Raw genomic sequence first — 19,943 nt, 5'->3', positions numbered from 1 at the left:
AACCAACCCACGAAAGTGAGGTAGTTCGTGACAATCTCCTACGCCGACCCGACTTCCTCTAGGTCGCCAGCCGAGCTGGAGGACCTGGACCGACGGCATCTCATCCACCCGCTCCTGACGGGCGACCGCACCGACCGGTGTGTCATCGTCCGGGGGAAGGGCTCGACCGTCTGGGATGCTCGTGGCAACGAGCTGCTGGACATGACCGGTGCCGGCAACTGGCTGGCGCAGGTCGGCCACGGACGCACCGAGCTGGGCCAGGTGATGGCGGAGCAGGTCGGCCGCCTGGAGTACTTCACCAGCTTCGGGGAGTTCTCCAACGACCAGTCGATCCAGCTCGCCGAGCGCGTGGCCTCGCTCGCCCCGGAGAACCTCAACCGGGTGCTCTTCACCTCCGGTGGCTCCGAGGGCGTGGACATGGCGATCAAGGCGGCGCGGCTCTTCCACAGCCGGCGCGGCGAGCCGGACCGTACCTGGATCATCTCGCGGCAGATGGGATACCACGGCTCGACCTACGGCGGCGGGAGCGCCACCGGATTCGACTTCGTCCACCACGGCGTCGGGCCGACCCTGCCGCACGTGCGGAAGGTGTCACCGCCCTTCCCGTTCCACCCGGAGATGTACGGCGGGAAGCAGATCACCGATTTCCTGGTGGCCGAGCTGGAGCAGGTGGTCGAGGAGATCGGCCCCGGCCGCATCGCCGCCATGATCGGTGAGCCGGTGATGGGCGGCGGCGGCGTCGTCGAGCCGCCGCCGGACTACTGGCCCCGCGTCCGCGAGGTCCTGAGCCGGCACGGGATCCTGCTGATCGCCGACGAGGTGGTCACCGGTTACGGCCGGACGGGCACCTGGTTCGCCTCGCCCGGACGCGGCATGGCACCCGATGTCGTCGTCACCGCCAAGGGCATCACCAGCGGGTACGCACCGCTCGGCGCGGTCCTGATGAGCGACGAGGTCGGCGCGGCGATCGCCGGCGGCGAGGGTTTCCAGCACGGCTTCACCTACTTCGGTCATCCGGTGTCCTGCGCCGTGGCACTGGCCAACCTGGACCTCATCGAGAAGGAGAACCTGCTGGCCCGGTCGTCGACCATCGGCGGCTGGCTCCGCCGGGGCCTGGCGGCCGCGGCCGACCTGCCGGTCGTGGGTGAGGTCCGGGTGACGGGGGCGACGGTCGGCATCGAACTGGTGGCCGACCGGGCCACCCGCCAACCGATGCCGCCGCCGGTCGCGTTCGGCGTGGTGGCGGAGCTGCATCGGGCGCACGGAGTCATCGCCCGGCCGTACGGTCCGGTGCTCGTCATGGCTCCGCCGTTCGTGCTCGAGGAGGCCGAGGCCGCGCGGGCCAGCGCGGCCACCGTCGAGGTGCTGTCCCGGCTCGGCGAGGACGGTCAGCTGCGTTCCTGACGGTCGGGGCCGGCGCGCCGGCGTGTCGGAACGGGTCGCGTACGGATGGCGTAGGCCGCCGTGCGCGACCCGTTCGCGCGTGGACGGTCACGTACCCGACGCCCTCACCGCCCCGAGTGGGGCGAACACGTATCGGCGACACGCCCGGAACATCGCAAGATTCGGCTGGTCGCACGGCGGCAATACGGATCCCGCGCGTACGCCGGCACCGGATGAAACGAGTGTCCTTCGGGATATCGCGAGCGCCGAGATCGCTTCCTCGTCGCCCATTCGACCTGCGCCCGGGCGCGATCCACTGCGTAGCACCGCGTGCCAGTCAATTCGTCCGGGCCGATACACCACTTCCAGGCCATCCAAGCCCCGGCTTCCGTTCCGTGATCAACATCCGGCGACCGGCGCAATGACCTCCTTGGCTGTCCGAAGTCTGGTGGTACCCTAACGCGATGAGACCTCTTCGGTTTTCCCTCAACGTCACATTGGACGGGTGCTACGACCATCGTGAATCAGCCGGAGGCGAGGAAATTCATCGGCACTATGCCGAGAACCTCGCCCGGGCCGATGCCCTCCTCTTCGGTCGGGTGACCTACAAGATGATGGAGGAGGCGTGGCGGCCGGCGGCGGGGCCGGGAACGCGGCCCGAATCGACGGACCACTTCGCCCGGACGCTCGACTCGGCGAAGAAGTACGTCGTGTCGAACACGCTGGAGCATGTCGACTGGAACGCCGAGGTGCTGCGTGGCGACCTGGGCAAGGCCGTTGAGCAGCTCAAGCAGGAGCCAGGCAATGGCTTGTTCCTGTGCGGCGTGCAACTCGCGTTCGCGTTGGCGGAGCTGGATCTGATCGACGAGTACGAGTTTGTGGTCCACCCGAGACTGTCGGGGCACGGGCCGACTCTGTTTGCGGGGCTCCCGAAGTCGATCGACCTGAAGCTCGTCGACAAGAAGCAGTTCGAGTCGGGCGCGGTCGCGATGCGGTACGAGCCGAGGAGATAACAGAAACACCCGGGATCCCTATTCGAGAGATCTTCACCCGGACGCTATTGGTTGGACAATCCGACCGCACCAGCACGAGATCGCCATCGCGCTCTCCTCCTGGGGCGGTCGGATTGTCGTGACCGCCGTCGCGGCGCGGATTCCTCCGCCGCGGCCCGCATGGTCGACCACCACGGGCGCGAAAAGGTCTCCGGTGTGCGGTTCGGTCAGACGCAACCGCACACCGGAGACCTCTTCAGTTCTCGATCACCGTCGCGTCGGGACCGCGAAACGCCCGGCCCGGCTCACGACACACCGGCCCTGTTCCGGCCGGTGCTGTCGCCCGCCCTCACACGGCACTGGGGCTCGTGTCGCGCTGGTCCACGCCGGGCAGCGGCGCCTGGCTGGCGACACCGTTGACCGAAGGGTTGGCGAGGAAGGTCTTGAGGGTGATCTTGATGCCGTACTGGTCTTCCAGCCGAGCCAGCAGGACGGCGGCGAGCAGGGAGTGGCCGCCCAGGTCGAAGAAGTTGTCGTCGACTCCCACCCGGTCGACGCCCAGCGCCTGGGCGAACAGCTCACACAGCTTCGCCTCTCGTGGCGTGGCCGGCTCCTGGCCGCTGGACGCGGAACTGTAGTCCGGCGCCGGCAGCGCCCGCCGGTCCAGCTTCCCGTTCACCGTCAGCGGCAGCGCGTCCAGCACCATCACCGCCGTCGGCACCATGAACTCCGGCAGCGTCCTGGCCACTTCCTGCCGTGCCGCCGCCGGGTCCACCCGGCCGCCGGGTTCCGGCACCACGTACGCCACCAGCCGCCGGTCACCGGGCCGGTCCTCCCGCGCCACCACCGCGGCCTGGCCCACCCCCGGCTGCGCGACCAGCGCCGCCTCGATCTCGCCCGGCTCGACCCGGAACCCCCGGATCTTCACCTGATGGTCGGTGCGCCCCACGAACACCAGCAGGCCGTCGTCGGCCCACCGGACCAGGTCCCCCGTACGGTACATCCGTTCGCCCGTACCGAACGGGCACGCCACGAACCGCTCCGCCGTCAGCTCCGGCCGGTTCATGTAGCCCCGCGCCATTCCGGCGCCCGCGATGTAGAGCTCGCCCGTGACCCCCACCGGCACCGGCTGCAGCGCGCTGTCGAGCACGAACAGCCGCATGTTGGCCATCGGCCCGCCGATCGGCACCGGCCGCGTCGCCTCCTCGTCCGAGAAGTCGGTCATCATGTGCAACGTCGTGAACGTCGTCGTCTCGCTCGGCCCGTACCCGTTGACCATCAGCACGCCCGGGCACCGCTCGACCACCCGGCGCAGCGCGACGCCGGACACGGCGTCCCCGCCGACCACGACCATCCGCAGCCCGGCCAGCGCCGACGGCTGTTCCACCGACACCGCGTCGAACAACGCCGAGGTGAGCCACATGGCCGTCGGGGCCGTCGAGGCGATCACCTCCGCCAGGTCGGCGATGCTCATCTCCTCCGCCGGCGCCGCCACGCAGGTGCCTCCGCGCAGCAGCGCTATCCACAGCTCGTACGTCGCGATGTCGTACGAGTGCGGTGAGTGCACCAGCATCCGCTCGTGCACGCCGTCCGGCCACGCCGGGTCCAGCACCATGTCGACCACGTCCCGGTGCGCCACCGCGACTCCCTTGGGCACTCCGGTCGACCCGGACGTGTAGATCACGTACGCGAGTTGGTCCGGGTGCCGCACCGCGTCCGGGAGGTCCACCCGCGTCCCGGTGTCGACATCCGCGGCCGTGGCCAGTACGACCGGCGCCTCGGGGCTCGCCTGCTTGGCGATTCCCGTCAGGTCCTCGTCGCACAGCACCGCCACCGCATCCACGTCGTCGGCCACCAGTGCGATCCGTGACACCGGCCAGGCCACGTTGGCGGGCACGTACACCCCGCCGGCCTTGAGCACGGCGAGCAGCGCCACCCACAGCTGCGCCGACCGTTTCATCACGACGAGCACCGGCGACTCCGTCGTGACGCCCGCGGTCGTCAGCATCGCCGCCAGTCGGCTGGACCGCTCGTCCAACTCCCGGTACGTCAGCCTCGTCCGGGCGTCGACGACCGCGACCGCGTCCGGGGTGCGGGCCACCTGCGCCGCGAAGGCCTCGGTTATCGTCGTTCCGGGAGCGTGGTGGGCGGTGTCGTTCCACTGGCGCAGGATGAGGTCCCGCTCAGCCGGCGTGAGCAGTTCCAACTCGCTGATCCGCCGGTCCGGGTCGTCGGCAGCCTGGCTCAGCAGCCGGGTCAGCCGGCCGGCGAGGGCCTGCACGGTGGACGCGTCGAACAGGTCCAGGGCGTACTCGAACGCGCAGCGGATCCCGGTCGGCGAGCCGTCGGCGGCGTACTCCCCGCGGAAGAACATGGTCAGGTCGAACTTGGCCGTCTCGCCCACCACCGGCTCGGTCTGCGCCAGCAGACCCGGCACCTGCCAGTGCTTGCTGGTGTCGTCATCGGAGGTGAGCATCACCTGGAACAGCGGGTGCCGCGAGGCGGACCGGACCGGGTTGAGCTCCTCCACGAGGCGCTCGAACGGCACGTCCTGGTTGGCGAACGCGGTGAGGTCCAGCTCCCGCACCTGGCCCAGCAGCTCGCCGACGCTCGGGTTGCCCGACAGGTCCACCCGCAGCACCAGCGTGTTGCCGAAGAATCCCACCAGATCGTGGACGGCCTCGTCGGTGCGGCCCGCCACCATGGTGCCGATCGGGATGTCGGTGCCCGCCCCGCTGCGCGACAGCAGCACCGCGAGCCCGGCCTGCAGCACCATGAACAACGTCACCTGGTGCTCGCGCGCCAGCTCCTCCAGCCTGCGGTGCAGCTCGGCGTCCAGCTCCAGCTGGACCATGCCGCCGCGATGCGTGGGATGCGCGGGCCGCAGCCGGTCGGTCGGCAGGTCCAGCTGATCGGGCAGGCCCGCCAGCGCGGAGCGCCAGAACTCCAGCTGCCCCGCCAGCACGCCGCCGCCGTCCCGGTCCTCGCCGAGCAGCCGACGCTGCCACAGCGTGTAGTCGGCGTACTGCACCGGCAGGTCCGCCCACTCCGGGGCCCGCCCGGCCAGCCGTGCCCGGTACGCCTCGCTCAGATCCCGTACGAGCACTCCGGCCGACCAGCCATCGCTGGCGGTGTGGTGCATCACGACGAGCAGTACGTGCTCCGCGGGCCCCAGTCGGTACAGCCACGCCCGCACCGGCAGCTCGTTGGCCAGGTCGAAGACGTGCCGTACGGCCCCCTCCAGCAAGCCCGGCAGGCTCCTCTGATCGGCCTCGGCCACCGTCACCCGCGGTACCGCCACCGCCGCGTCCACCACCCGCTGGTACGGCTGCCCGCCAGCGACCTGGAAGACCGTGCGCAGCGCCTCGTGGCGACCCGTCACGTCCCGCAGCGCCGCGGTCAGCGCCTCCGCATTCAGCCCGCCACGCAGCCGCCACGCGAACGGCACGTTGAACATCGCGTTCGGGCCGTCGTACTCGTTCATGAACCACAGACGCTGCTGCGCGAACGACAACGGCAGTCGCTCCGGCCGGTCCTCCACCCGCACCAGAGGCGGCCGCGCACTGTCCGCCCCCGCCAGCGACCGCGCCAGCGACCGCACCGTCGGGTTCTCGAACACCACGCGGATGTCCAGCTCCGCGCCCAACACCGACCGCACCCGGCTGATCAGGCGGGTCGCCAGCAGCGAGTGCCCGCCCAGGTCGAAGAAGTTGTCTCCGACGCCGACCCGGTCGAGGCCCAGGACCTCAGCGAAGAGCTCACCGAGCACCGCCTCATGCGGGGTGGCCGGATCCTGGTCGCCGACCGCGGCACCGAAGTCCGGCGCCGGCAGCGCTCGCCGGTCCAGCTTGCCGCTCACCGTCTGCGGTAGCGCGTCCAGCACCATCACCGCGGCCGGCACCATGTACCTCGGCAGCGTCCTGGCGGCCTCCCGCCGTACCGCCGCCGGGTCCACCCGGCTGCCGGGCGCGGGCACCACGTAGCCGACCAACCGCGGCTCACCGGGACGGTCCTCCCGCATCACCACCACGGCCCGGCCCACTCCCGGCTGCGCGGCCAGCACCGACTCGATCTCCCCCGGCTCGATCCGCAGGCCCCGGATCTTCACCTGGTCGTCAGCGCGTCCCACGAAGACGATCTGGCCGTCGTCGGCCCATCGGACCAGGTCCCCGGTGCGGTACATGCGCTCCCCCGCATCGAACGGGCACGCCACGAACCGCTCCGCCGTCAGGCCCGGTCGGTTCAGATACCCCCGGGCCAGCCCCGCGCCCGCGAGGTAGAGCTCGCCGGTCACCCCCGCCGGAACCGGCCGCAACTCCTCGTCCAGCACGTACACCCGCGCGCCCGCCAGCGGGCGGCCGATCGGCAGCGGTCCGTCGCCCAGTTCGAGCTCCGCCGCCATGTCCCCGGCCGTGGCGTACACCGTGGCCTCGGTCGGCCCGTACGCGTTGACCACCCGGGCGCCGGGCACCGCCGCCCGCACGGCCCGCAGCACCGGCGCGGTCAACGCCTCGCCCGCCAGCACCACCGTCTGCGCGTCCGCGGACGCGGAGGAATCCGCCGCGGCCAGCACCCCCGTCATCGCCGAGGGCGCCGTGCTGATCAGGCTGCCGGACCAGCGGCCACGCGCCAGCACCAGCACGTCCCGCACCACTTCCACGCAGCCGCCGCAGGCCAGCGGTCCGAACACCTCGAACACCGACACGTCGAAGCTCAACGACGTCGACGCCAGCACCCGGCTGAACTGGTCCGGGCCGAACGTCGACGCCGCCCAGGACGCCAACCACGCGGCGGAGTGGTGCTCGACCACGACACCCTTGGGCCGCCCCGTCGACCCCGACGTGTAGATCACGTAGGCGGGGTGGCCGGGCAGCAGCGGCGCGACACGGTCCGCATCAGACAGGTCGGTGGCGGGCAGGGCTGCCACGGCAGTGTGGATCGCCGGGTCGTCGACCGCGATCACCCGCGCGCCGCTCACGCTGTTCGATGCCACGCCGAGGGTGGTCGCGGCCACGGTGCGCGAGGCGAGGATAGCCGTCGGAGCGGCGTCGGCGAGCATGAAGGCGATCCGGTCGGCGGGGTAGGCGGGGTCGATCGGCAGGTAGGCGGCACCGGACTTGAGGACCGCCAGGACCGCGACGATCAGCTCCGCGGAGCGTTCCATCGCCACGGCGACCAGTCGCTGCGGGCCGACACCTTGCTTCACCAGGTACCGGGCCAGCCGGTTCGCCCGCGCGTCCAGCTCCGCGTACGACAGCACCGTGTCCTCGAACACCACCGCGACCGCATCCGGGGTCCGGGTCACCTGCGCCGTGAACAGCTCACCCAGGACCTCCCTCGCAGGAGCAGAAGAATCCGCCGTCACCTGGTCACTGATGTTCATCGTCACGATTGCTCCGCTCACCCACGGTCGGCTTCGATCAAGCTCTTGGGCCGCATGTCGGTCCAATGCTCTTCCACGTACTTGAGGCAGTTCGAGCGGGAATTCCTGTCGTACGCGGTGACCCAGCCGTCGGGAACGGCGATGGCGGCGGGCCACAGGCTGTACTGACCCTCGTTGTTCACGAGAACCAGGTACAGGGCGTCAGGGTCTTCGAATGGATTAATCATGGCATCTCATTCCGCTAGTCGGTGACGCCGACGGGTCGCTTGCCAGAGTCACAGGCAGACCTGCCTGTCGCACCTTCACGATTGCCGACGGGTGACATCCGTTCCCTGTCGAGTCCGTGCGTATCTCGGGAAGTGCGCGGGGCGGGACTGGCCCACCCGTTCCGGGCGAGCTGTCAGGACCATCGGGCGGGCCCGATCTGAAAAGGCGCTACTGGTTCACGCTGAGATAGCTGTGGAGGCGGCGGACGCCTTCGGCGACCGTGTCCTCGCCCTTCGCGAACGCGATCCGGATCTGCGGTGGGCGCGCCCGGTCCGTCGAACCGTAGAAGCACTGGCCGGGCACGACGCCGACGCCGGCCTCCCGCAGCAGGCGCTGGACCAGTTGCGATTCCCCCTCCCCCCGCAGCGCGAAGGAGGTGGCGTCACACATCACGTAGTAGGCGCCGGCGGGCCGCTGGAACTCGATACCGCATTTCTCGAGTCCGTTGACCAGGATGTCCCGTCGCCGCCGGTAGACGTCCCGCAGCTCGTCGAAGTAGCTCTCCGGCAACGAGAGCGCCGCGACGCCGGCCGCCTGGAAGGGAGTCGGGGCGGCGATCGTGAGGAAGTCGTGCACCCGGGCGACGCGCTCCATGAGATTCTGCGACCCGGTCACCCAGCCGACCCGCCAGCCGGTCACGGAGAACATCTTCGAGAGGGCGTTGATCGTGATCGACTGCTGCTCCATGCCGGGGACGTCGGAGATCCGGGCGGGTCGCTCACTGGTGAAGTAGAGCTCGTCGTAGATCGCGTCGTGGATGACGACGATGCCGAGCCGCTGGCAGACATCGGCCAGACCCTGGGTCTCGTCCCTGGTGAAGACGCGCCCCGTGGGATTGTGCGGTGAATTGACGATGACCGCGCGGGTGTTCCGGTCGGCGACGGCGGCGACAGCTGCGGGGTCGAGCTCCCAGTCGGGGCCCTTCAGGTGGACGTACCTGGCTTCCACACCGATGAGTCGCAGGTTGACCGCGTAGGACTCGTAGGCCGGCTCGATGATGATGACATTGGACCCCCGCTCCGCCACGGCGAGGAGCGCGGCCAGCATTCCTTCGGTGGCCCCGCAGGTCACGCAGATCTGCTTTTCCGGGTCGTAGGGCTCCGGCATGTTCCAGCGGCGCTGCTCGAATTCACTGATGGCCTGGAGGAACTGCTCGCTGCCGCGGGGTGAGGTGTACTGGTTGTCGTTCGACCGGATGGCCGCGACGGCGGCCTCTTCGAGGCTCGACGGAAGCGGGTAGCTCGGTATTCCCTGCGCCAGGTTGACGGCGTTCGCGGTCTGGCAGGCGCGGGTCATCCCGCGGATCACCGACTCGCCGACAGGAATGTTCGCTGGCGACCTGAACATGGTGTCCAGGTCCGGCGTTATCGACATGAACTGGTTCCTCTCCTGACATGGACGCAGCCTTTCGGCGCGACTGATCACGGTGCGGTACGGCGAACTGATCGAGATGCCCGCCGGACGTCACGGGCGCACCCGGCGGTCCGCATACAGCCGATCGCCGTCCTGGGGACCGCCGCTCGCGGACGGCTGCGAGCGGACGGCCGTGCCGCGGTCGCAGGTCGCGGACCTCACCGGCACGTCGTCGGCGTCGGGCGGCAGAGTCGACGCCGGGGTCGTCACCCCGGGACGTCCAGCCGCGGGCCGAGCCGCTCGGCGGTCCGGTCGGGATCGGGAGTGCGGGCCCACGGTTCAGTCGAGCTGAGAGCAGATCTCGTCGAGGAGCCGGTACTCCAGGGCCTCGTCCTCGTCTCGGCCGCCGAGCATGTAGTAGCCGAACTTCATGTGCTCCGTGACGCCGTTCAGCTCGGCGATGCCGTTCCTCAGATCGGTGATCGCGGCCTCGACGTCCTCGAGCTCCACCTCGGTGTTCTCGCGGATGTACAGGGCCGTCAGCCGCCTCGCCGGAAGGATCTCACCGTGCGAGGCCCGGACCTGGGGATGCGTCTTGTAGCTCTCCCAGTACATGCGCGAGCCGGGAATGATCCCGGGTGGCGCGACGGAGATACTGGTGATCAGGTCGCGATAGGTCTCGGCCATCGAGAGCCAGCTGTCCACCTCGCTGCGCAGGTTCTCCATCGTGGTCCCCGGCAGGCCCATGATCCCCGACGCGAAGAGCTTGTAGTCGAGGGAACGCGCCAGCTCCAGGGCCTCCGAGATCCGCTCCGGCCCCTTGTTGATGCCCTTGGAATCCGCCTTGAGCAGCTTGGGGTCGAATGCCTCCAGCCCCACGTTCCACGTACGCACGAACCCCTTGCACAGCTCGGCGGACTCCAGGAACTCGTACACCAGCCCGTAGGCCAGCATGAACCGCTGCTTCTGCAGGATCGGAGACTTGGCACAGGCCTCGGCCATGTCGTTGAGGTAGGAGATGTTCCCGTCCCACTGCTCGCTCGAGAAGCCGAGCGTCGAGTCACCGCAGGCGTAGACGTTCGCGCCGAGGTCCCCGACGATCGTCTCCAGCACCGGGATCGCCGACGCGACGTCCACCGTCTTGGGGGTCAGTCCCTGGATCGAGCAGTGCATGCACCGGCGACCCGGCCGCTTGCCCCAGGTGCACCCGCCGTCGAGCGGAACCGTGACCATCCGCTTGAGGTCGTAGTGCTTGGCGTACCAGACGTTGAACGCGCGGTCGTAGTGGTTCTCGAGCTGGTCCAGGATCAACCGGTAGTCGGGAAGGATCCGCCGGTTCAGCGGGAAGGTCCCGGCATCCTGATTCACGACCTCGCCACCGGGCACCCGGTACGCCAGGGACGGAACCTTCCGCAGATCCAGCCCGCCCTGCAGGTGGGTCAGCAGACCCATCATCGTGAAGGGGCCGTTGTTGCCGGTGCTGACGAAGTCCACCACGCGGCTGCCGTACTTGCCGGTCAGCGTCTCCTGGTAAAGGATCCCGGCATGGTCGTTGCCGAACACCACGACGGCCTTGGGGTTCACTCTCTTGATCTCTGCCGCCACGATCATCGCCCACAGGGTCGTCGCGGTGTAGACCGAGAACGCCGCCACGTCGGGCGGGTCCTCGTTGATCGCGGCCCGCACCTCCGGCCAGCCCAGATGCCCCATGTCCATGTAGCGCCAGGCGATGTCCGGGAAGCACCTGGCCTGATAGGTGATCATCTCGACGAGGCTGGCATGCGGATACACCGAGCCCTCGTTGCGGTAGCGGTCCTCCTCGGTCAGTCCCTCGCCCAGGGCGTCACCGGCGTTGTGGGCGTCGCGGTGCGCGGAGGTGAGCGGCAGACCGAAATACCACACCGAGCCGAGCTTCCGCAGCGGATCCACCGCTCCCGGGCTGGGATAGTCCCAGTGGTAGCGAGGATCAGCGCCGACGAATTCCTGAACGGGCTGAAGACTCATCTTCATCGCCAGAACCTCCAGCTGTTGATACGTGAGCCGCAGGGTTCTCGGCGGACAGTCGGTTCTCGCCCGGGCCAGGACTCCCCGTTCGGACGTACCGGGGAATGGGCCGCCGAACCCGGCGGCCGGGGAGTCGCGGACGTCCGTGGCGACCACACGCGCGGACACCCTGCGATCTTCTGTTCCTGACCTGCCAGTGGAAGAACTCCCGGCCTCGTCATCGTCCTGCTCTCCTTCACCGACGGTCGTAGCGGAAGCGTGGATGGAACACCACGGGGCTGGCCGCTCCCGGCGACCGCGCGTCCATCTTTGACGCCCCGACGGGCGCGTCGCCTCTCTGAGCGTGCGGAGGTTCCGGGCCCCGACGCGGCGGGCGCTCCCCCGACGGGACGGGACGCGACCAGCGCTTGTGGCTGGCCAGCACGGAGAGAGTTGGTCGGTCTCATCACCGGCCGGACCATGAAGCGGTGACCTACGACGCTGTTGTGGTTGGGGCGCGCTGTGCGGGTGCGACCACGGCGCTCCTGCTGGCCCGGGCGGGACACCGGGTGCTCCTGCTGGATCGCGCGAGGTTCCCGAGCGACACCCTGTCCGGGCTGTACATCCATCAATCCGGCGTCGAGCGGCTAGCTCGCTGGGGCCTGCTGGACCAGGTGCACAAGTCGGGCGCCCCGCCGTTGCAGACCGTCACCTACCGCGTCGCCGACGTCTGCCTGAGCGGGCCGGCGCCTACGCTGCCGGGCGTGGTCGGCGCCTACGCGCCGCGTCGCTACGTGCTCGACACGATCCTTGCCGAGGCTGCCGCGGCGGCCGGCACCGAGGTGCGCGACCGCACGACGGTCACCGGCCTGACCACCGACGACGACGGCCGGGTGACCGGCGTACGCCTGCGGACGGCGGACGGCGCAGAGGTGACCGAGCGGACCCGCCTCGTCGTCGGCGCCGACGGCATGCGCTCCACCGTGGCCAGGCTGGTCGACGCACCCCTGTACGCCCAGCACCCCAACCTCACCTGCGTCTACTACACCTACTGGGCGGGCGTGACGGGGGCCGACTTCCAGATCTACGAGCGCCCCGGCGGCTGGGTGGCCGCGCTGCGTACGCACGACGACCTCACGCTGATCGCCGCGTACCTGCCGCAGGCGCAGTTCGACCGCGTCCGGCGCGACGCCATGACCGCCTACCGGGCCACCATCGCGACCACCGCGCCCGACCTCTGGCAGCGGCTGGCCGACGCGACGATCACCGACCGGCTGTACGGGACCGGCAACCAACGCAACTTCTTCCGCCGCGCCAACGGCCCGGGCTGGGTCCTGGTCGGCGATGCCGGCCACCACAAGGATTCCATCAACGCCCATGGCATCACCGACGCGTTCGTACAGTCGGAGCTGCTGGCGGGCGAACTCGGCGGCGACGACCCGGCGGCGGCCATCGGCGATCCGGCCCGGCTCGACGCCGCCCTCTCGAGCTTCGCCGTCGCGCGGGACGAGCACATGGCCCCGAACTACCAGACCAACCTGGTGACGGCGCGCCTCGACCCCACCCCCGACCGGATCGCCATGCTGCGCGTCGTCCAGGACTCGCCACAGCTCACCGAGCGGTACCTCGCCGTGGTGGGCGGAATCCTGCCCCCGGAGGAGCTCTACACCAGAGACCTGCTCGCCCAGTGGTCTGCGCAGGCCGGGAGCGCGTTCGCGCGGGACCACTTTGCCCGATGAGAACCTGCGCGCCGGCGCAGGGAGGAATTTCAGCACTGCACGCCAGCACGAGCGAAGGGGCGACATGACCCATTCAGAGATCGACGAACTGGTACTCCGGCGGCTCAGCGCCGGTGATGCCAACCCCATCCTGGTAGCGGACTTCCAGGCGTTGACCCTGGCGCCCCGGATGAGCGAGATGCTCAGCGAGAGCATTCAGGGCAGGCCGGTGTTCCAGATCGACCCGATCGGCGTGCTGACCGGGGCGCGCCGCTACGTCCCGCTGCCGGAGCTGGCAGCAACCTGCGCGGACGAGTTCCACAGGTTCGGTGCGGACCATGGCCCGGCCTTCGTGGTGTCGCACTGCAGTGCCGCCGCGCTCACCCTGCGCGTCGCGGACCTGCTGGCGTCCAGCCGTCCGGTCACCGCCGTCCTGGTGCAGCCGGCGTGGCCCGACGACGAGCTCGTGGCCGACAAGTTCGCCGAGTACCTCAGCAAGTTCGGCAAGGCCACCCGCGCGTGCCCGGAGCTGAACGGCGATCCTGAGCAGGTCGTCGCCGAGATGGAGCAGATCTTCCGTGACGAGATGAACGCCCTGGCGGCCAGCAGGGACCTCACCGGCTCGATGGCAGCCTTCTCGGACCTGCTCGTCTGGTACCGCGGCTGGCTCGCCTTCCTGCTGGCCTGCCGCAACGACACGTCGACCGATCGGGCCGCCGGCCGGGCGGCGGTGACGGTGATGTCCGACTCGCCGTCGACCGTCACGGTCAGGGGCCTCCGCAAGGACGCGTACCAGGTGTGCGGGCTGTCGACGCCGCAGCCGGCGGGTAAGGTCACCCGGGAGCTGGCCGACATCGTCGCCGCGTACATCGAGTCACACTGACAGCGCGTCCAGGCAGGCGACGCTCCGCTCGTCGCCTGCCTGGACGGTCGCCACGGCCCGCACGGCCCCGGTCACCTTCGCGGTGCGGGGCCGTGGGTCGTCGGCCATCACGGCTCTGCGGCGAGTGCACGTTTCCGGGCCGGTGCCGTCACGACGTCTCCCCCCGCGCGGCAGGCCGCCGCGAAGGTCATGGCCGCGGACCAGGACGACGTGACCAGCGGCGATCGGACAACTCACCACAACCGGCTCGACCGTCGCCCGCGAACAGACCGGCGGCGTACGCCCCGCGCCGATGAGGCGCTGGCCGCGTCACCACGTACCTCGGCGTCGCGCCCGCCCGTGGATGTCCGGCGCCTCGCGGCGTAGGTCAGGCGGCGGGGAGTGCCGCGCCGCGGTAACCGCCGTTGCCGCCGCGCTCCGGCCTGCCGGCAAGCGGACCGGCCGGTGTCCGCGGGAAGCCGGTCTGGTCCGTCCCGGGTACGCGCCGAGACATCGACCGCACGTCCGGCAATGCCAGCAGCACCGGGGGGTCGAGGAGGTGGACCGGACGCAGCCGCAGGTCGGGCAGGGTCAGGTCGTCATCGTCGCGAAGCTGCACGGGACCGTGTCGCAGCAGGTACGGCTGCTCGTCGCCGGCGGCCGGATCGGCCACCTCGCCGGACCGCAGGGAATGCGCCAGCAGGAACCACGATCCTCCCGGCACCTTGTCCAGCAGGAAGGGACCGGGACGCTCCAGCACGGTGTAGCTCACCGGCCGGCCCTGCGGGATCGGCTGCGGGAACAGGCCGACGAACGTGTGGCCGATCGGGGCGTCCGGGGCGGAGAGGACGGTGCCGCTGACGGTCGACGACGGGATCCGCGCGGTGTCCGGCCGATCGTCGACGGCTACTGCCGGAACGCTACCGCCGAAGCGGCGGTATGCGGTGGGCGATATGCCGACGCTGCTGGTGAACCGGGTGCTGAAGGTGCCGACACTGTTGTATCCGACCAGGTGGCTGATGTCGATGACATTCAACGAGGTCGAGACGAGGAGCTGCTTTGCCTTTTGCAGCCGCAATGCCGACAGGAATCTCCTCGGCGACAGGCCGGTGGCCCGTTGGAAGACGCGGGAAAAATAGAACTTGCTGAACATAGCGGTACGGGCCATGTCATCGATGGTCAGCGGCTCACCGAGGTTTTCCTGCATGGATCTGACGACTCGGTGGACAGCTCTCTCGACTGACTGGTCCATATCCCCTCCCTGGCTCCCGAAGTGCCTGCTCTCGGGTGGCGTACGGCACTCTCGGAATGGACGTGCGGCACCGGCACATCGACTAGGAAACGCAAACAGGAACCGGGTCACGCACCCCGACAGGGAGTCCGCAAACACCCGCAAGTCACCCGGAGTCCCTGACTGATCACACTGAAGTTTCCTGTCCTGCCGGCTGCAACTGCACCTCTAAAAGTGCCGTCAGCCCGCTGCGGTCTTTTGCCACTTCCCCACCAGCGACGACGGCAGGGCGGACGGGATCCACAGGCGACGATCACTTCTCACCTGGTGGGTCCGGTGCGGCGCCTTCGCGCGTGCGACCGCACCGTTTCCGAAGCACAGCGGAAGGTGACCGGCACGCCGCGATCGCCGATGCTGGCTTGAACCGTGGCTCTGCCGAAGCTCGTGGCCGCGGAGGATAAGGAGATCGAGATGCCTGAACAGCTCGTACCTCGTGCTGTGGTACTCGGCGGCAGCTTGGCCGGCCTGCTCGCCGCCAACGTGCTCTCCGAGGTGTACCCCGAAGTCCTCGTGGTGGACCGTGACGAGCTGGCGGGAGTGGAAGGCCCCCGGCGCGGCGTCCCGCACGGCCGCCACGCCCACGGTCTGGTCGCCCGCGGCCAGCAGATCCTGGAGCAGCAGTTCCCCGGCCTCCTGGCCGACATGGAGGTGGCCGGCATCCGGCCGGGTGACTTCAGCGGCAACATCCGCTGGTACTTCAACGGCATGCGGCTCAGTCCGGCGCAGACCGGGCTGCTCTCCGTGCCCTGCACCCGACCGGTCATCGAGCGGGTCGTCCGCAGCCGGGTGCAGAAGGTCGGCGGCATCCGGTTCCTCGAGCAGCACGACATCATCGGGTTGGAGACGACGCCCGACGCGGGCCGGGTCACCGGCGTACGCGTGCAGCCGCGCAACCGGAACGCGGACGTCGAGGTCCTGCACGCCGATCTGGTGATCGACACCACCGGCCGGGGGTCACGTACGCCGGTCTGGCTGGAGGAGCTCGGCTACTCCCGGCCCACCGAGGACAAGGTGGCGGTCAACCTGGCCTACACCACGCGCCACTTCCGGGTGCCGCGCGATCCCTTCGGCAGCGACATCGCCGTCATCGCGGCGGCGACCCCGTCGCATCCGCGCGGCGCGTTCTACTACCGGCTGCCCGGCGACGACGGCCGCGTCGAGCTGTCGCTCACCGGCGTGCTCGGCGACCATCCGCCGACCGATCCGGAGGGCTTCCTTGATTTCGTCCGGTCGCTGCCCGTGCCGGAGATCTACGAGTCGGTCCGCGAGGCCGAGCCGATCGACGACGCGGTGATGTTCCGCTTCCCGGCGAGCGTCCGGCGCCGCTACGAGCGGCTGACCCGGTTCCCGAGAGGCTTGCTGGTCATCGGCGACGCGGTGTGCAGTTTCAACCCCGTCTACGCCCAGGGCATGGCGGTCGCGGCCATCGAGTCCCGCATCCTGGCCGAGCAGCTCCGCAAGGGCCCGGTGCCGGAGCCGCGGGAGTTCTTCCGGGAGATCGCCCGCCAGATCGATTCGCCGTGGGACTTCGCGGCGACCGCGGACCTCGGCTACGCGGGAGTGAAGGGTGACCGCACTCCCAAGGTACGCATGATCAATGCCTACGTCGCGCGGCTCCAGCGGGCCGCGGTCCACGACCCGAGCCTCACCGAGGCGCTCATGAGGGTCGCCGGCCTCATCGACGAGCCGACGGCTCTGCTCCGTCCCGACAGGATTCTCCGGACACTGCGGCACTCCCGCGCCCGGGGAAGCCGGGCATCCGCCCCCGCGCCGCTGCACGCGGCCCGCGACTGACACAGGAGGGTTGTGAGATGCGTCCATTCCGCATCGACGTTCCGCAGGCCGATCTCAACGATCTGCACCGGCGGATCGATCGGACGCGCTGGCCGGACGAGATTCCGGGCGTGGGCTGGGATCGTGGTGTGCCCCTGGGATATCTCCGGGAGCTGGCCGAGTACTGGCGCGACAGTTACGACTGGCGGGCGGCCGAGGCGCGCCTGAACGCGTACCCGCAGTTCGTCACCGACATCGACGGGGTGAACGTGCACTTCCTGCACGTCCGCTCGCCCGAAGCGGGCGCGACCCCGCTGATCCTGACCCACGGGTGGCCGGGCACCGTGGCCGAGTTCCTGGACGTCATCGGGCCGCTCACCGATCCCGTCGCGCACGGCGGTGACTCCGCCGACGCCTTCCACCTGGTGATTCCGTCGATTCCCGGGTACGCGTTCTCGGGCCCGACCGGTCAGGTGGGCTGGGACACCGGCCGGGTGGCCGGCGCCTGGAAGGAGCTGATGAGCCGCCTGGGCTACGACCGGTACGCGGTGCAGGGCGGCGACTGGGGAATGCCGATCTCGCTACGGCTGGGTCTGGCCGATCCCGAGCACGTCGTCGGTGTCCACCTCAACATGTGCGTGACGTTCCCGCCGCCCGATCCCGCGGCCATGGCCGGCCTGGGCGAGGCCGACCTGGCCCGCTTGGAGTTCACCGCCAGGTTCATGCAGGACGGGACCGGTTGGCAGCGGATCCAGTCCACCCGGCCGCAGACGCTGTCGTACGCGTTGACCGACTCGCCGGTGGGGCAGCTGGCCTGGATCGTCGAGAAGTACAAGGAGTGGACCGACTCGGCGAAGGTGCCGGAGGACGCGGTGAGCCGCGACCACATCCTCACGGCGGTCTCCATCTACTGGCTGACGGCGACGGCCGGATCCAGCGCCCAGCTCTACTACGAGTCCAGCCACATGGACGCCGACTTCGTCCGTACCTGGGCCGGGCCGTGGCCGCTGACGATGCCGGTGGGCGTCGCGTCGTTCCCCAGGGACGCGGTGCGGCCGGTGCGCCGGTTCGCCGAACAGATCCTGCCGACCCTCGGCCAGTGGACCGAGTACGACCGTGGGGGACACTTCCCCGCTCTGGAACAGCCCCAGCTTCTGGTCGACGACATCCGCAGGTTCGCCCGCTCGCTCGCGCGCTGACCGACGGGGAGCCAGGACACCTGGTGGCAGAGCGCGGCGGCGTGCCGCAGCCCGCGCGGGTCCGGAGGCCGTTCGTGCCTCACCGGGCCCGCGCGGGTGTTGCGGGGCGTGGGACGGGGCCGACGGAGCGACTGATGTCCGGCCCAGCGGGCTGATGTCCGGCCAGGGACGGTGGGGGTTCCTCGCGCCCCGACGACCGACGGATCTCGTCGGGTGGCGTGTCGGATCGTCGATCCGACACGACACCCGACGAGGTCTCGCTGCGGCAACGCACTCGGGAGCTGCGGACGGAGATCCCGCAGCGCCCGCTCAGGTGCTGACGGCGAGCAGGTCTGGGCTGCGGCGGGGCGGCCCGTCGCAGTACGCGTTGTAGGCGTCGAGGATCTGCTGCGCTCGTGCGTTCGCCTGGCGGAACCGGGCTTCCGGTTCGGCGCCGCTCAGGACGTCGTGCATCGCTCCGGTCAGCTCGCCCATGATCTCGGCGTGTCCGCCGAGGAGAGGTCCGAGCGCCGCGGGTGAGCCGTCCGCCGCTTCGAGCTGGTCGCCGGCCACGCGCAGATGCGGATGGCGACGGTACCAGCCCTCCTGGTCGAGGACGTCGACCGCCGCGCGGGTGATCGGGATGCGGTAGTGGTGCTTCGCCCAGTCTGCGACGTTGCGCGGGCTGTTGAGGTGTTGCATGAACGCCAGCGCGCCGTCCCGCTTGGCCGAGTCGAGGCCGGCGGTGAGCCAGAGCGAGAAGCCGCCCAGCACGTTGCCGGCCAGCGGGACCTCGTCGTTGTACGGCAGGGGGCCCACCCCGACCGTGAAGCCCTGCCGCTCACCCCGCTGCAGCAGGTGCGAGGCGTCGACGGAGGAGGTGAGCAGGAGCGCCACCTGCTGGTTCTCGAAGGCGGCGAAGCAGCCCGGGAAGTCCCCCGGCTCGTCCGTGTACAGGTAGTGGCCGTCCCGGTGGAGGCCCTGCCACCACGCGACGAAGGCCATCATCTCGCTCGAGGCGAGGTTGGTCGTCTCCGGCCGGCCGGACCGGCCGTTGTCGTGATCGGCGATCAACCCGCCCTGCTGTGCGACCGCCTGCAGAAAGGGCCAGTAGAAGTTCGGCCAGGTGATGCCGTGGGTGGGACCGCCGGCCATCTTCCTGATCGCCTGGCAGGCCGCCGTCACCTCGCGCCAGGTGCGCGGCGGCTCCGCCACGCCCGCCTTCGCGAGGAGGTCCATGTTCGCGTACAGCACCATGGTGGAGGCCGTACGGGGTACGGACATCAACTCGCCGGCGTAGCGGAAGTACTCGCGCACCGTGGGCACCATGTCGCCGAGCACCACGGGCTCACCGAGGATCTCGCTCCGCCCCGCGATGGCTCGTTCGATGGGCGTGTACAGGGGCGACCCGTCAGGTCCGAGGGTGTCCAGGGCGAGCCGGGTGACGGCGTCGTGGTACTCCACGATGTCGGGCAGGGCACCCTGCTCCGTGGCTCGGGCCACCTCCGAGGGCATCATCCGGAAGTCGAACCGCGTGATGTCGACGTGGTACTCGGGGTGTTTCTCGGTAAAACTGGCGGCCGCCGACAGAGCCACGTCCTGCGCGTTCGTCGCCCACTTGGTCGGGTCCGTCAGCCACACGTTGATCTTGATCTTCGGCGGGGCAGCTGCCATGAGAGTCCTCCGTCGTCGGAATGCAGCGCTGGTGGCTCCACTGTCATGGAACTGCCAGCCCGACTGCGACTCCGGGCTTGCTCGCC

At 69.9% G+C, this 19,943-nt stretch carries 12 protein-coding genes; 6 read left to right on the top strand and 6 right to left on the bottom strand.

What is annotated here, in order from left to right:
• Positions 1-27 precede the first annotated feature (27 nt).
• Both DER29_RS30705 and DER29_RS30700 read left to right on the top strand, forming a co-directional pair.
• A complete protein-coding gene (locus DER29_RS30705) occupies positions 28-1,404 on the top strand; it encodes an aspartate aminotransferase family protein (protein WP_121401115.1) in 1,377 nt (458 codons plus the stop codon).
• Between the two features lie 443 nt (positions 1,405-1,847).
• Entirely contained in the window at positions 1,848-2,396 is a 549-nt protein-coding gene (locus DER29_RS30700) for a dihydrofolate reductase family protein (protein WP_121401114.1), read from the top strand.
• Positions 2,397-2,724: 328 nt separating this feature from the next.
• Here DER29_RS30700 and DER29_RS30695 read toward each other — a convergent pair whose 3' ends face one another.
• From DER29_RS30695 to DER29_RS30680, 4 genes are all read right to left on the bottom strand, one after another.
• Complete coding sequence (locus DER29_RS30695; protein WP_121401113.1) at positions 2,725-7,758, bottom strand: non-ribosomal peptide synthetase; 5,034 nt, start codon at positions 7,756-7,758, stop codon at positions 2,725-2,727.
• Between the two features lie 17 nt (positions 7,759-7,775).
• A complete protein-coding gene (locus DER29_RS30690; RefSeq protein ID WP_121401112.1) occupies positions 7,776-7,985 on the bottom strand; it encodes an MbtH family protein in 210 nt (69 codons plus the stop codon).
• A gap of 208 nt (positions 7,986-8,193) precedes the next feature.
• Positions 8,194-9,450 carry a pyridoxal phosphate-dependent aminotransferase gene (locus DER29_RS30685; protein WP_148710149.1) on the bottom strand — a complete coding sequence of 419 codons (1,257 nt, stop codon included), beginning with the start codon at positions 9,448-9,450 and terminating at the stop codon, positions 8,194-8,196.
• 267 nt (positions 9,451-9,717) lie between these two features.
• On the bottom strand, positions 9,718-11,538 hold the full coding sequence (locus tag DER29_RS30680; protein ID WP_148710148.1) for a hypothetical protein: 1,821 nt from the start codon (positions 11,536-11,538) through the stop codon (positions 9,718-9,720).
• A 311-nt stretch (positions 11,539-11,849) separates the two neighbouring features.
• On the opposite strand from DER29_RS30680, the gene DER29_RS30675 reads away from it, so the two are divergent.
• Both DER29_RS30675 and DER29_RS30670 read left to right on the top strand, forming a co-directional pair.
• A complete protein-coding gene (locus DER29_RS30675; protein ID WP_121401109.1) occupies positions 11,850-13,100 on the top strand; it encodes an NAD(P)/FAD-dependent oxidoreductase in 1,251 nt (416 codons plus the stop codon).
• Positions 13,101-13,164: 64 nt separating this feature from the next.
• Positions 13,165-13,962: an alpha/beta fold hydrolase gene (locus tag DER29_RS30670; RefSeq protein ID WP_121401108.1), complete on the top strand. Its 798-nt coding sequence runs from the start codon at positions 13,165-13,167 to the stop codon at positions 13,960-13,962.
• 367 nt (positions 13,963-14,329) lie between these two features.
• Here DER29_RS30670 and DER29_RS30665 read toward each other — a convergent pair whose 3' ends face one another.
• A complete protein-coding gene (locus tag DER29_RS30665) occupies positions 14,330-15,193 on the bottom strand; it encodes an AraC family transcriptional regulator (protein ID WP_121401107.1) in 864 nt (287 codons plus the stop codon).
• Positions 15,194-15,643: 450 nt separating this feature from the next.
• On the opposite strand from DER29_RS30665, the gene DER29_RS30660 reads away from it, so the two are divergent.
• Together DER29_RS30660 and DER29_RS30655 are read left to right on the top strand one after the other, a co-directional pair.
• A complete protein-coding gene (locus DER29_RS30660; RefSeq protein WP_121401460.1) occupies positions 15,644-17,026 on the top strand; it encodes an NAD(P)/FAD-dependent oxidoreductase in 1,383 nt (460 codons plus the stop codon).
• A 17-nt stretch (positions 17,027-17,043) separates the two neighbouring features.
• The gene (locus DER29_RS30655) at positions 17,044-18,204 is read left to right on the top strand and encodes an epoxide hydrolase family protein (protein ID WP_121401106.1); all 1,161 of its coding nucleotides are present in this window, start codon (positions 17,044-17,046) and stop codon (positions 18,202-18,204) included.
• Positions 18,205-18,513: 309 nt separating this feature from the next.
• Here DER29_RS30655 and DER29_RS30650 read toward each other — a convergent pair whose 3' ends face one another.
• Entirely contained in the window at positions 18,514-19,857 is a 1,344-nt protein-coding gene (locus DER29_RS30650) for an extracellular solute-binding protein (RefSeq protein ID WP_121401105.1), read from the bottom strand.
• Positions 19,858-19,943 lie beyond the last annotated feature (86 nt).

The sequence above is a fragment of the Micromonospora sp. M71_S20 genome (genome assembly GCF_003664255.1).
Taxonomy (GTDB): domain Bacteria; phylum Actinomycetota; class Actinomycetes; order Mycobacteriales; family Micromonosporaceae; genus Micromonospora.
The sequence above is the reverse complement of the archived record's forward strand: the minus strand, read 5'-3'. Positions and strand labels throughout refer to the sequence as shown.

Coding starts and splice junctions, on each gene's coding strand:
- DER29_RS30660 (WP_121401460.1), top strand. CDS start 15,644: ATGCCTGAACAGCTCGTACCTCGTGCTGTGGTACTCGGCGGCAGCTTG.
- DER29_RS30695 (WP_121401113.1), bottom strand. CDS start 7,758: ATGAACATCAGTGACCAGGTGACGGCGGATTCTTCTGCTCCTGCGAGG.
- DER29_RS30670 (WP_121401108.1), top strand. CDS start 13,165: ATGACCCATTCAGAGATCGACGAACTGGTACTCCGGCGGCTCAGCGCC.
- DER29_RS30690 (WP_121401112.1), bottom strand. CDS start 7,985: ATGATTAATCCATTCGAAGACCCTGACGCCCTGTACCTGGTTCTCGTG.
- DER29_RS30700 (WP_121401114.1), top strand. CDS start 1,848: ATGAGACCTCTTCGGTTTTCCCTCAACGTCACATTGGACGGGTGCTAC.
- DER29_RS30650 (WP_121401105.1), bottom strand. CDS start 19,857: ATGGCAGCTGCCCCGCCGAAGATCAAGATCAACGTGTGGCTGACGGAC.
- DER29_RS30665 (WP_121401107.1), bottom strand. CDS start 15,193: ATGGACCAGTCAGTCGAGAGAGCTGTCCACCGAGTCGTCAGATCCATG.
- DER29_RS30655 (WP_121401106.1), top strand. CDS start 17,044: ATGCGTCCATTCCGCATCGACGTTCCGCAGGCCGATCTCAACGATCTG.